Raw genomic sequence first — 12613 nt, 5'->3', positions numbered from 1 at the left:
CGTCGCGATTACGTTCCGGTAGATAAACGCTAATAAACAATACATTAATATATTGTTGAAAAGTCGTTTGAAAAAATCGAATTGCCGTTTTCAATGAGGTTGGTCGTAATTAATTAAGTTGATAGCAGGTAATTTGATTTGAAATAGGGTAGAATAAAGTGTCATTTCAGACGGCCTGAATTCCGTTCGGAGAACACGGGATTCTACCCTTTGTTTATATTTTAAAGAAAAGAGCTCACGCCATGATGGACGAAAAACTCAATTTCTCTTATCTGTTTGGTTCTAATGCGCCATACATCGAGGAGTTGTATGAAAAGTTTCTGGATAATCCGGAATCTGTCGATGAAAAATGGAAACAGTACTTTACCGATTTGAGTAAACAGCCGGGCGCAGTCGCTGTCGATGTTGCCCATACACCGATTCGTGAATCATTTGCCACTTTGGCTAAAAAGAAAATTGCCGCAGCCGTCGCAGGCGGTGTGGATGAGGCAATGATGAAAAAGCAAGTCAGCGTTTTGCGACTGATTTCTGCCTATCGTATCCAAGGCGTGGGTGCAGCCCAACTTGATCCGCTCAAACGTATTCCTCCTCAAAATATTGAAGCTCTCGATCCTAAATTCCACGGTCTGTCAGATGCCGATATGGCACTTCAGTTCAATATGGGCGAGGGCGATTTTTCCGGTCAGAGCAAACTGCCTCTGTCCCAAATCATCAGTAACCTCAAACAAACCTACTGCGGCCATATCGCGGTAGAGTACATCTACATTCCAAATACCGAAGAGCGTCGTTGGGTTCGTAATTATTTTGAAAGCGTACTGTCTACACCAAGCTACAACGTTGAACAAAAACGCCGTATCTTGAAAGAAATGACTGCTGCCGAAACTCTGGAACGCTACCTGCATACCAAATATGTCGGTCAAAAACGTTTCGGTGTCGAAGGTGGCGAAAGTGCCATTGCCGGTTTGAACTATTTGATTCAAAACGCCGGTAAAGACGGCGTGGAAGAAGTCATCATCGGTATGGCACACCGTGGCCGTCTGAATGTTTTGGTTAACATTTTGGGCAAAAAACCGGCTGATCTGTTTGCCGAATTTGAAGGCCGTGCCGAAATCAAATTGCCTAGCGGCGACGTGAAATACCACATGGGCTTCAGCTCCGACATTGCTACGCCACACGGCCCGATGCACGTTTCTTTGGCATTCAACCCGTCACACTTGGAAATCGTTAATCCAGTAGTAGAAGGTTCTGCACGCGCCAAACAAAAACGTTTGGGCGAAAACGGCCGCGATAAAGTCTTGCCGGTATTGATTCATGGTGACTCCGCATTTATCGGTTTGGGTGTTAACCAAGCAACATTCAACCTGTCTAAAACACGCGGTTATACCACCGGCGGTACTGTTCACATCGTGATCAACAACCAAATCGGCTTTACGACTTCCGATACCCGCGATACCCGTTCAACCGTACACTGTACCGATATCGCGAAAATGGTTTCCGCTCCGGTTATCCATGTGAATGGCGATGATCCTGAACGCGTTTGCTTTGCCATCCAAGCTGCCTTGGATTACCGCAAAAAATTCCATAAAGACATCGTGGTTGATGTTGTCTGCTACCGTAAATGGGGCCACAACGAGGGCGATGATCCGACCTTGACCCAACCGATGATGTACAAAAAAGTATCGCAACACCCAGGTGCGCGTGCTTTGTACACCGAGCAACTGATTGCCGAAGGCGTGGTAACCCAAGCTGAGGCTGACGGTTACATCCAAGCCTACCGTGATGCTTTGGACAAAGGCGAACATGTTGAACAAACAACGTTGAGCAATTTCCAACGCACACAAATCGACTGGAGCAAATACCAAGGCAAAGATTGGCGCGAAAAAATCGAAACCGGTTTGCCTGCCGCCGACATTGAGCGTCTTACTGAGAAATTCACCGCTGTACCGGAAGGCTTTGCCCTGCATCCGACTGCAAAACGTGTGATCGAAGCGCGTAAAGCCATGGCATCCGGCAAACAAGCCATCGACTGGGGTATGGCCGAAACCCTCGCATACGCAAGCCTGCTGACCAAAGGTCATGGCGTGCGTATCTCTGGTGAGGACTCCGGCCGCGGTACATTCTCACACCGTCATGCCGTTCTGCACGATCAAAAACGCGAAAAATGGGACGACGGTACTTATGTTCCTCTGCGCAACATGGGCGAAGGCTTGGGCGAGTTCCTGGTTATCGACTCTATCTTGAACGAAGAAGCCGTAATGGCGTTCGAGTACGGCTTTGCCTGCTCCGCTCCTGACAAGCTGACCATTTGGGAAGCGCAATTCGGTGACTTCGCTAACGGCGCGCAAGTAACTATCGACCAATTCCTGTCTTCAGGCGAAACCAAATGGGGTCGTTTGTGCGGTCTGACCACCATCCTGCCGCACGGTTACGACGGTCAAGGCCCTGAGCACTCTTCTGCACGTGTAGAACGTTGGTTGCAACTGTGTTCTGAGAACAATATGCAAGTCATCATGCCGTCTGAAGCGTCGCAAATGTTCCACCTCTTGCAACGTCAAGTCTTGGGTTCATACCGCAAACCGCTGGTGATTTTCATGTCCAAACGCCTGTTGCGCTTCAAAGGTGCAATGAGCCCGCTGGAAAACTTCACCGAAGGTTCGACTTTCCGTCCAGTTATCGGAGATACCGCAGAACGTGCAAGCAACGACAGCGTGAAACGCGTGGTATTGTGTGCCGGTCAGGTTTACTATGACTTGGAAGCCGGCCGTACCGAGCGTAAACTGGAAAATGATGTTGCTATCGTCCGCGTTGAGCAGCTGTATCCGTTCCCATACGATGAGGTTAAAGCTGAACTGGCGAAATACCCGAACGCAAAATCTGTGGTTTGGGCGCAAGAAGAGCCGAAAAACCAAGGTGCGTTCTACCAAATCCGCCACCGTATCGAAGACGTTATCAGCGAAGAGCAAAAACTGTCTTATGCCGGTCGTCCAAGCAGTGCATCGCCTGCAGTGGGCTACTCAAGCAAACACATTGCTCAATTGAAACAATTGGTTGAAGACGCTTTGGCGTTGTAAACCTAGTGGCATTCCGTTTGAAATTGTTCAGGCGGAATGCCCATATGCAGAATTAAAAACACACAACAGGCCGTCTGAAAGGGCCATTGGAGACACAAAATGATTATTGATGTAAAAGTACCTATGCTGTCTGAAAGCGTATCTGAGGGCACGCTCTTGGAATGGAAGAAAAAAGTTGGCGAAGCAGTTGCCCGTGACGAAATCCTGATCGATATCGAAACTGACAAAGTGGTTTTGGAAGTCCCTTCTCCACAAGCCGGCGTATTGGTTGAAATCGTAGCTCAAGACGGTGAAACCGTTGTTGCCGACCAAGTTTTGGCTCGCATCGATACAGCTGCTACTGCCGCTGCTGAAGCCCCAGCCGCCGCGCCTGCCGAAGCTACCCCAGCCGCCGCTCCTGCTGCTGCACAAAACAACGCCGCTATGCCTGCTGCCGCCAAACTGGCTGCCGAGACCGGTGTTGACGTGAACGCATTGCAAGGTTCCGGCCGTGACGGTCGCGTATTGAAAGAAGACGTACAAAATGCCGCTGCCAAACCTGCCGCAGCCGCAGCCCCTGCCGTTGCACTTCCTGCCGGCGCACGTCCTGAAGAACGCGTACCAATGAGCCGCCTGCGTGCCCGTGTTGCAGAACGCCTCTTGGCTTCTCAACAAGAAAACGCCATTTTGACTACATTCAACGAAGTCAACATGAAACCAATCATGGACTTGCGTGCGAAGTACAAAGATAAATTCGAGAAAGAACACGGCGTGAAATTGGGCTTTATGTCCTTCTTCGTTAAATCCGCTGTTGCCGCCCTGAAAAAATACCCGGTTGTGAATGCTTCTGTTGACGGCAAAGACATCGTTTACCACGGCTACTTCGACATCGGTATCGCAATTGGCAGCCCACGCGGTTTGGTTGTGCCAATCCTGCGCGATGCCGACCAAATGAGCATTGCCGACATCGAACAAGCAATTGTTGATTACGCGAAAAAAGCAAAAGACGGCAAAATCGCTATCGAAGATCTGACCGGCGGTACATTCAGTATTACCAACGGCGGTACTTTCGGTTCTATGATGTCTACCCCGATCATCAACCCGCCTCAATCTGCGATTTTGGGTATGCACGCCACTAAAGAGCGCGCTGTGGTTGAAAACGGTCAAGTTGTTGTCCGTCCAATGATGTATCTGGCTCTGTCTTACGACCACCGTATCATTGACGGCCGCGAAGCTGTATTGACCTTGGTAGCCATTAAAGACGCGTTGGAAGACCCAGCACGCCTGTTGTTGGATCTGTAATCGTTTCAGACGGCCTTTTATTTGTTAATGAAAAGGCCGTCTGAATTTTTATTTAGATGTAGCGTAATGTAGTATCGTGCTACAATAGGCTCAACGAACGATTGAGGCCGTCTGAAACATTTGATTCGAATGAATCGGCAGATATAGACTTTCAGACGGCCTTTTCTTAAAACCATCAAAACGCAGTCATTCAAAATAAAAAAGAAACAAAAAGTATCGTTTTTATTTTGAGATACTGCAAAAGCAAAGGATGACACGATGTCTCAATATGATGTAGTAGTGATTGGTGCAGGCCCGGGCGGATACGTTGCCGCCATTCGTGCTGCGCAACTGGGTTTCAAAACCGCTTGCGTTGACGCAGGCGTTAACAAAGCAGGCAACGCCCCAGCATTGGGCGGTACTTGCTTGAACGTAGGCTGTATCCCTTCTAAAGCCCTGTTGCAATCCAGCGAACATTTCCACGCTGCGCAACACGATTTTGCAGAACACGGTATCACTGTCGGCGACGTAAAATTCGACGCAGCCAAAATGATTGAGCGCAAAGATGCCATCGTAACCAAGCTGACCGGCGGCGTGAAATTCCTGTTCCAAAAAAACAAAGTAACCAGCCTGTTCGGTACTGCTTCTTTTGCTGGTAAAAATGGCGATGCTTATCAAATCGAAGTCGATAACAAAGGCGAGAAAACCGTTATCGAAGCCAAACACGTCATCGTAGCGACCGGTTCCGTACCGCGTCCGCTGCCACAAGTTGCTATAGACAACGTGAACGTATTAGACAACGAAGGCGCATTGAATCTGACCGAAGTACCTGCCAAACTCGGCGTGATCGGTTCCGGTGTGATTGGTTTGGAAATGGGTTCCGTATGGAACCGCGTGGGTGCAGAAGTTACCATTCTTGAAGCCGCGCCGACCTTCCTGGCTGCCGCCGACCAACAAATCGCCAAGGAAGCCTTCAAATACTTCACCAAAGAGCAAGGTCTGAGCATCGAATTGGGCGTGAAAATCGGCGACATCAAATCTGAAGGCAAAGGCGTTTCCGTTGCTTACGAAACTGCTGCCGGCGAAGCCAAAACCGAAGTATTCGACAAACTGATTGTTGCCATCGGCCGTATTCCAAACACCAAAGGCCTGAACGCCGAAGCCGTAGGCTTGGAAAAAGACGAACGCGGCTTTATCAAAGTAGATGGCGAATGCCGTACCAATCTGCCTAACGTATGGGCAATCGGCGACGTGGTTCGCGGCCCGATGTTGGCACACAAAGCCAGTGACGAAGGTGTTGCCGTTGCAGAGCGCATTGCCGGTCAAAAACCGCATATCGACTTCAACAACGTACCGTTCGTGATTTACACCGACCCTGAAATCGCTTGGGTGGGTAAAACCGAAGAGCAACTCAAAGCCGAAGGCGTGGAGTACAAAAAAGGTACTTCAGGTTTCGGCGCAAACGGTCGCGCATTGGCAATGGGCAAAGCCAAAGGTACGGTCAAAGTATTGGCAGATGCCAAAACCGACCGCATCTTAGGCGTACACATGATTGGTCCGGTTGTCAGCGAATTGGTTACCGAAGGCGTGACTGCGCTCGAATTCTTCGCCAGCAGCGAAGACATCGCCCGCATCATCCATGCCCACCCAACCTTGTCCGAAGTGGTTCACGAAGCTGCATTGGCGGCCGACAAACGCGCTTTGCACGGTTGATAGACATTAAGGCCGTCTGAAATTTTTCAGACGGCCTTAAGACCTCCGACAAATTGAATGTTCCGAGAGCTTCGTTTTCTGATTTATAATTCCGTCAGACAAACAAACAGCATTTACATTCATTATGAACAAAGAAATAGTCGGTATTTTCTTTATACCGATGGGCATCATCAGCATGTGTATGGCCGCATTGTGGCAGATGTATGTGATGATGACCGAAACTTATACGCTCAACCGTTTCAAAGATAAAGAATTGGTTTGGCGCGTGGCATTGTTGTTTATCAGTTTCAGCCTTGCCGTTTATCTGCTCTGCCCGAATTCGCGTAAAAAAGGCATTGTCTTTTTTATTCTCGGAGGAGGAGGCGCAACCATGTATCTGCTGGCGCGGATGTGGTTGCCTTTCAGTAAATAGTAGGGCCGTCTGAAAATATGGGATTGGCCGCAGGGCGATTCCTAAAACCCACTCACCTTAAGGAGAAATCCATGAATTTACACGAGTATCAGGCTAAAGAACTGCTGGCTAGCTACGGTTTGCCCGTACAAGGCGGTATTTTGGCACACAACGGCGAAGAAGCCGCTGCAGCTTACGACAAATTGGGCGGTAAATTCGCTGTTGTCAAAGCACAAGTACACGCCGGCGGCCGCGGTAAAGCGGGTGGCGTAAAAGTCGTTAAAAGCCGCGAAGAAGCTAAAGAAGTGGCTGAAAGCCTGATTGGCACCAACTTGGTAACTTACCAAACCGATGCCAACGGCCAACCTGTCAACAGCGTTTTGGTTTGCGAAGACATGTATCCGGTTCAAACCGAGCTGTACTTGGGCGCAGTGGTTGACCGTTCTACCCGCCGCGTTACATTCATGGCCTCTACCGAAGGTGGCGTGGAAATCGAAAAAGTTGCTGCCGAAACTCCAGAAAAAATCTTCAAAGTAACCGTTGATCCGCTGGTTGGCCTGCAACCTTGCCAAGCTCGCGAAGTTGCGTTCCAACTGGGCTTGAAAGACAAACAAATCAACGAGTTCGTCAAACTGATGACCGGCGCGTACAAAGCGTTTATCGAAAACGACTTCGCCCTGTTTGAAGTAAACCCATTGGCAGTTCGCGAAAATGGCGCGCTGGCTTGCGTAGATGGCAAAATCGGTATCGACAGCAACGCGCTCTACCGCCTGCCAAAAATCGCTGAATTGCGCGACAAATCTCAAGAAAACGAACGTGAGCTGAAAGCTTCTGAATTCGACCTGAACTATGTTGCCCTGGAAGGTAACATCGGCTGTATGGTTAACGGTGCCGGTTTGGCGATGGCCACTATGGACATCATCAAACTCAAAGGCGGCCAACCTGCCAACTTCTTGGACGTTGGCGGCGGTGCAACCAAAGACCGCGTGGTTGAAGCGTTCAAACTGATTCTGGAAGACAAATCCGTTAAAGGCGTATTGATCAACATCTTCGGCGGTATCGTACGTTGCGACATGATTGCGGAAGCCATCGTGGCAGCCGTTAAAGAAATCAACGTCAACGTTCCTGTCGTTGTTCGTTTGGAAGGTAACAATGCCGAACTCGGCGCGAAAATCCTGAACGAATCAGGTCTGAAACTGACTTCTGCAGACGGCCTGAATGACGCAGCCGAAAAAATTGTTGCAGCCGTAAACGCCTAAGGAGAAAAGAATGAGCGTATTGATTAATAAAGACACCAAAGTATTGGTTCAAGGTTTCACCGGTAAAAACGGTACTTTCCACTCCGAACAAGCTCTGGCTTACGGCACTAAAGTTGTCGGCGGCGTTACCCCGGGCAAAGGCGGTCAAACCCACCTGAACCTGCCCGTGTTTAACACCATGAAAGAAGCCGTTAAAGAAACCGGCGCAGACGCATCTGTAATTTACGTTCCAGCTCCGTTTGTATTGGACTCTATCGTTGAAGCCGTTGATTCAGGCGTAGGCTTGGTCGTTGTGATTACCGAAGGCGTGCCTACTTTGGACATGCTCAAAGCCAAACGTTACTTGGAAACCAACGGCAACGGTACCCGCTTGGTCGGCCCTAACTGCCCTGGTGTGATTACTCCGGGTGAGTGCAAAATCGGTATTATGCCGGGCCACATCCACACTCCGGGCCGCATCGGTATTATTTCCCGTTCCGGTACATTGACTTACGAAGCTGTAGCACAAACCACCAAACTGGGCTTGGGTCAATCAACCTGTATTGGTATCGGCGGCGACCCGATTCCTGGTATGAACCAAATCGACGCACTGAAACTCTTCCAAGAAGACCCAGATACCGACGCCATCATCATGATCGGTGAAATCGGCGGTACTGCGGAAGAAGAAGCAGCCGAATACATCCAATCCAACGTAACCAAACCTGTTGTAGGTTACATCGCTGGTGTTACCGCTCCTAAAGGCAAACGTATGGGCCACGCCGGTGCGATTATCTCCGGTGGTAAAGGTACTGCCGAAGAAAAATTCGCCGCTTTCGAAAAAGCCGGTATCGCTTACACCCGCAGCCCTGCCGAGTTGGGCACTACCATGCTGGAAGTGTTGAAAGCAAAAGGTTTGGCATAAGACTTAAGTCTTTAAGCTGAATTGAAAAGGCCGTCTGAAGTTTTCAGACGGCCTTTTTTTAAATTTCATTTGCTTGTTTTCATAATAAGCACTTAATTTTATTTAAATTAACGTTTATTTTAGAATAAACGGTTATAATTTATTAACAGATAAACAGTCTGTAACCATATCAACCTATATCAAGGAGAAAACCATGAAAAAACACGATTTTGAGGCACGTCGCGAGGCTTTGCTGAAAGACATCCGAGAAGTAATGGATGATGTGGAAGAGTTATACCGCAATGGTGTTGAAGCCGGTTCGGAAGAGGGTAGCAAAGCCCGAGCCAAATTGGAAGAAAAATTGGCTGTGGCCAAAGAGCGTTTGAGCCGTTTTGAAGAAGAGGCCGGCGAACGTCTGCGCCATCATGCCGAGCGTGCGCGTGAAAAATACGAGCAGTTTGAAGAAGCGGCTCAGGAGCGTTTGAAAGAAGGCAAAGAGCGTTTTGCCGAATTTGAAGCTGATGCGGGCGAGCGTTTGAAACGCGGTGCCAAACACGCTGATGAAGTGGTGCATGAGAAACCATATTATGCGATGGGTTTTGCCGCATTGGCCGGTTTGGTTGTCGGTGTGTTGTTGAACCGCCGTTAATGTGAATATGTTAAGGCCGTCTGAACAGGCGTGTACATGAAATCATGGATTTCATTGCGCCGTGCAGACGGCCTTAGCCTTATTTTTCCTGGAAAAAAGGATAATCGAGATGGGAATTCGCCAGCGTTTTGAACATGGCAAGGCTTTGTTGAATCAGGGCGCGGATTTGCTGCTGCTGCGTTTGCAGGTATTGAGCTTGGATTTGACGCGTCAGGCGGAAAATGTGTTTCGTTTGGCGATTTGGCTGGTGTTGTCCGGCGCGCTGTTGATGGTGGGCTTGGTCGGTTTGCTGTTCGGCTTGAACCGCGTGCTGTCGGATGTGGCGGCGTTATGGGTGTTTTTCGGCATTTTCTTCTTGAGCCTGCTGATTATTGCCGTATTGTTCCGCAAAGTATCGGCAGATTATCGGGAGCAGGGCAGCCGTGTGGCTGAGACCTTGCAGGATATTCGATCGGATATTGCGTATTTGCGCGGTGAGATAGACAAGGATGCGGACGATGAAGCAACAGGTGCATAGGAGTTTTCTAAGAATATTAGAACATGTCAATTCTATTGCAAATGCCGTCATAGATAGACATAAAAATATTTTCGTAGCTTTTAAGATACTCTTGAAACCTTGATTAGGCATTTGCTCTCTAATGATAAGGGGTTGTCCTCAAATAATCAGTAAAGAAAGATTTGTTCTGGTTATCTATAGCAGGGTAGTTCCAGTAATATTAATTTGGGGATAGAGTTTTATCAGGATATGAAGACTGTTAGAAAATTTAAATGATAGGTAATTACCATTTTCATCCAAATATAGCTCCGACAGATTTTCTAGATAAAGATCAATGACAATATAATCTTTTCTGTAAAACAAGAGTCGGACAGAATTTACTGTCAGATCAAAGCTCAAAGTAACTCGTTCATCACCGTTAACAAACTTAACAGTCTGAATAACATCGTCTATTTCGCAATCAAATCCATAAATAGATATAAACTCATTACAATTTGGAATCACTAATTTAGTATTATTCATTGCTAGTTCCCTCCGTTGAGTATTATGGTAGCAGAAGATCTCGAGTTGTTATTTATTATTGGAAAAAGACTCTTAAATTTTTAACTTTTTAGGACAGTTACATCTTCTTTTGTTTAAGCCTTATATTTTCCTGAAAAGAGATAATATTGAGATAGCGTTGTCAAATCTGGTGGCTTTGAGGATATTTTTAGGTATTTTTTATGAAGCTGTTGATTATACTGTATCATTTTAAACGGTATCGGCAGATTATCGGGAGCAGGGCAGCCGTGTGGCTGAGACCTTGCAGGATATTCGATCGGATATTGCGTATTTGCGCGGTGAGATAGATAAGGATGCGGACGATGAAGCAACAGGAGTATGAAGAAGCGCGCGAGCTGCTGCTTTTAGAAGCTAAGCTGGTGCGGCTGCGGATTGAAGCGGAAAATTTGAAACTGCGTAAAGCGGAAGAAGGTAATGCTCGGCAGACTAATCGCTTGGTAATGTTGGCCGATGTGGCGTATCAGTTGAGCCAAACGCGTTTGCTGTCTCAACGCTCTTTGTTCTCTACATCACGCCGTCGGCATTGGATCTGGCTAGTGTTGGCGGTCATACTGGGCTTGTCGAGATAATCGAGGGCGGAGATTTGGTCTAAATGATATTTGCAGCGAGTTGTTGGAGCGTGTGAGCCGCTTGTTGAGGACGCTGCGTTATTGTGTTGCCGAAACTGAAACTTTATCTATATTGAGTATTTTTTACAAAAGACACCGGCCGTCTGAACATTTCAGACGGCCTCAATGTTTGGAGTTTCAGATATAATGGCGGCAATTTTGAAATTATTAAATGAAGGATAAGTGATGAACCGTTTGTATCCCCACCCGATTATCGCCCGTGAGGGCTGGCCGATTATCGGCGGCGGTTTGGCTTTGAGCCTGCTGGTGTCGATGTGTTGCGGCTGGTGGTCTTTGCCGTTTTGGGTGTTTACCGTATTTGCTTTGCAGTTTTTCCGCGACCCTGCGCGTGAGATTCCGCAAAATCCTGAAGCAGTGTTGAGTCCGGTTGACGGCCGTATCGTGGTGGTCGAGCGCGCACGCGATCCGTATCGTGATGTCGATGCTTTGAAAATCAGTATTTTTATGAACGTGTTCAACGTGCATTCGCAAAAATCGCCTGCTGATTGTACGGTAACGAAAGTGGTCTATAACAAAGGCAAATTCGTGAATGCGGATTTGGACAAAGCCAGCACGGAAAATGAACGTAATGCGGTGTTGGCGACTACGGCTTCTGGTCGTGAAATTACTTTTGTTCAAGTGGCCGGTTTGGTGGCGCGCCGTATTTTGTGCTACACCCAAGCAGGTGCGAAACTGTCTCGCGGCGAACGTTATGGCTTTATCCGCTTTGGCTCGCGCGTGGATATGTATCTGCCTGTCGATGCGCAGGCGCAAGTGGCGATTGGTGATAAAGTTACCGGCGTCAGCACTGTATTGGCGCGTTTGCCGCTGACTGCGCCGCAAACTGAATCTGAGCCTAAAGCCGCAGCTCAACAAGCTGCGCCAGCTCCACAAGCGACTCCGGCTGAAACAGTGGCAAGCCAATCTACCGAACAGCAGCAAATCGAAGCAGCAGCGGCTAAAATTCAAGCGGCTGTGCAAGATGTGTTGAAAGATTAATAGTCAGTTTTAAATGATTGGTTAAAACAAGAAAAAAGGTTTTCAGACGGCCGTCTGAAAACCTTTTTTGTTTGCCTATCCGATTTTAAAACTTCACATTTACGCCACCGGTAAAGCTGCGGCCCATTTGCGGCGTATCAGAGAGGAAGCTGCTGTGGGCGTAAACGGATTGGTTGAGCAGGTTGTCGGCTTTGACGTACCAATTCCACTCGCCATAGCGCGTATTGCGGCGGTAGTTTGCGCCGAGGTTGAGCATATGGTGTCCGGGTGTGCGTGTTTCGTAGCGGGCGAGTTTGTTTTGATTGAACACGCGGTAGTAGTCCAAATTGGCATCGATACGGTCGGTCAGCGAGGCTTTCAGGTGGAAGCCGAGGCGCGCAGCCGGAACGCGAGGGGCGTTTTGGTCGTCCTGTGCGATGAAAGGACGGTTACCGTAAGCATCTTCCCTGCCGGGTAGGGAAGGCAGGTTTTTCAGACGGCCTCGTACATAGTCGCCGGAAACGCCGATGCGGTAGCGCGGTGTCGGTTTGAAGTAGATTTCGCCTTCCGCGCCGTAGAAGTCGGCGCCGGATTGGTTGTAGCGCACGAGTTTCATTTCGCTGTCGTCTTCGATGGATTTGGGGCCGCGTCCGTCGTTTAAGGTTTGGGCGTAAATGTAGTTGCCGAAGCGGTTGCGGTAGAGCGCCAGATTGTATTGCCAGCGGTCGCCTTCGTAGCCCAGCGCGA

11 protein-coding genes and 1 pseudogene are annotated in these 12613 nt (G+C 48.5%); 10 read left to right on the top strand and 2 right to left on the bottom strand.

Going from position 1 to position 12613, the window contains the following annotated elements; translation table 11 throughout:
- The first annotated feature begins 242 nt into the window (after positions 1-242).
- The 8 genes from ACTHUM_RS09510 (at position 243) to ACTHUM_RS09475 (ending at position 9740) form a co-directional block, all read left to right on the top strand.
- Positions 243-3071 carry a 2-oxoglutarate dehydrogenase E1 component gene (locus ACTHUM_RS09510; protein ID WP_004519268.1) on the top strand — a complete coding sequence of 943 codons (2829 nt, stop codon included), beginning with the start codon at positions 243-245 and terminating at the stop codon, positions 3069-3071.
- A 99-nt stretch (positions 3072-3170) separates the two neighbouring features.
- Positions 3171-4352, top strand: a complete 1182-nt coding sequence (odhB, locus tag ACTHUM_RS09505) for a 2-oxoglutarate dehydrogenase complex dihydrolipoyllysine-residue succinyltransferase (protein ID WP_004519270.1) — start codon at positions 3171-3173, stop codon at positions 4350-4352.
- Between the two features lie 258 nt (positions 4353-4610).
- On the top strand, positions 4611-6044 hold the full coding sequence (lpdA, locus tag ACTHUM_RS09500) for a dihydrolipoyl dehydrogenase (RefSeq protein WP_002217382.1): 1434 nt from the start codon (positions 4611-4613) through the stop codon (positions 6042-6044).
- Positions 6045-6168: 124 nt separating this feature from the next.
- On the top strand, positions 6169-6456 hold the full coding sequence (locus ACTHUM_RS09495) for a hypothetical protein (RefSeq protein ID WP_004519272.1): 288 nt from the start codon (positions 6169-6171) through the stop codon (positions 6454-6456).
- Positions 6457-6527: 71 nt separating this feature from the next.
- Entirely contained in the window at positions 6528-7694 is a 1167-nt protein-coding gene (gene sucC / locus ACTHUM_RS09490) for an ADP-forming succinate--CoA ligase subunit beta (protein ID WP_003675098.1), read from the top strand.
- 10 nt (positions 7695-7704) lie between these two features.
- Entirely contained in the window at positions 7705-8595 is an 891-nt protein-coding gene (gene sucD, locus ACTHUM_RS09485; RefSeq protein ID WP_002221113.1) for a succinate--CoA ligase subunit alpha, read from the top strand.
- Between the two features lie 193 nt (positions 8596-8788).
- Positions 8789-9223 carry a DUF883 family protein gene (locus tag ACTHUM_RS09480; RefSeq protein WP_004519274.1) on the top strand — a complete coding sequence of 145 codons (435 nt, stop codon included), beginning with the start codon at positions 8789-8791 and terminating at the stop codon, positions 9221-9223.
- Between the two features lie 109 nt (positions 9224-9332).
- A complete protein-coding gene (locus tag ACTHUM_RS09475; protein ID WP_039861951.1) occupies positions 9333-9740 on the top strand; it encodes a phage holin family protein in 408 nt (135 codons plus the stop codon).
- 174 nt (positions 9741-9914) lie between these two features.
- Here ACTHUM_RS09475 and ACTHUM_RS09470 read toward each other — a convergent pair whose 3' ends face one another.
- Positions 9915-10241: a hypothetical protein gene (locus tag ACTHUM_RS09470; RefSeq protein WP_004519276.1), complete on the bottom strand. Its 327-nt coding sequence runs from the start codon at positions 10239-10241 to the stop codon at positions 9915-9917.
- Positions 10242-10582: 341 nt separating this feature from the next.
- Between ACTHUM_RS09470 and ACTHUM_RS09465 the strand changes: the two genes are divergently transcribed.
- Positions 10583-10849, top strand: coding sequence for a hypothetical protein (locus ACTHUM_RS09465; protein ID WP_039861953.1), 267 nt, complete (start codon positions 10583-10585; stop codon positions 10847-10849).
- A gap of 225 nt (positions 10850-11074) precedes the next feature.
- Positions 11075-11887, top strand: coding sequence for a phosphatidylserine decarboxylase (locus ACTHUM_RS09460; RefSeq protein WP_004519279.1), 813 nt, complete (start codon positions 11075-11077; stop codon positions 11885-11887).
- A gap of 85 nt (positions 11888-11972) precedes the next feature.
- Here the strand turns inward: ACTHUM_RS09460 and znuD are convergent.
- Positions 11973-12613 (bottom strand): annotated as a pseudogene (znuD, locus tag ACTHUM_RS09455) (TonB-dependent zinc receptor ZnuD); the annotation flags it as partial.

The organism is Neisseria sp. P0021.S006 (assembly GCF_051956895.1).
This window is presented reverse-complemented; position numbering and strand designations above follow the sequence as displayed.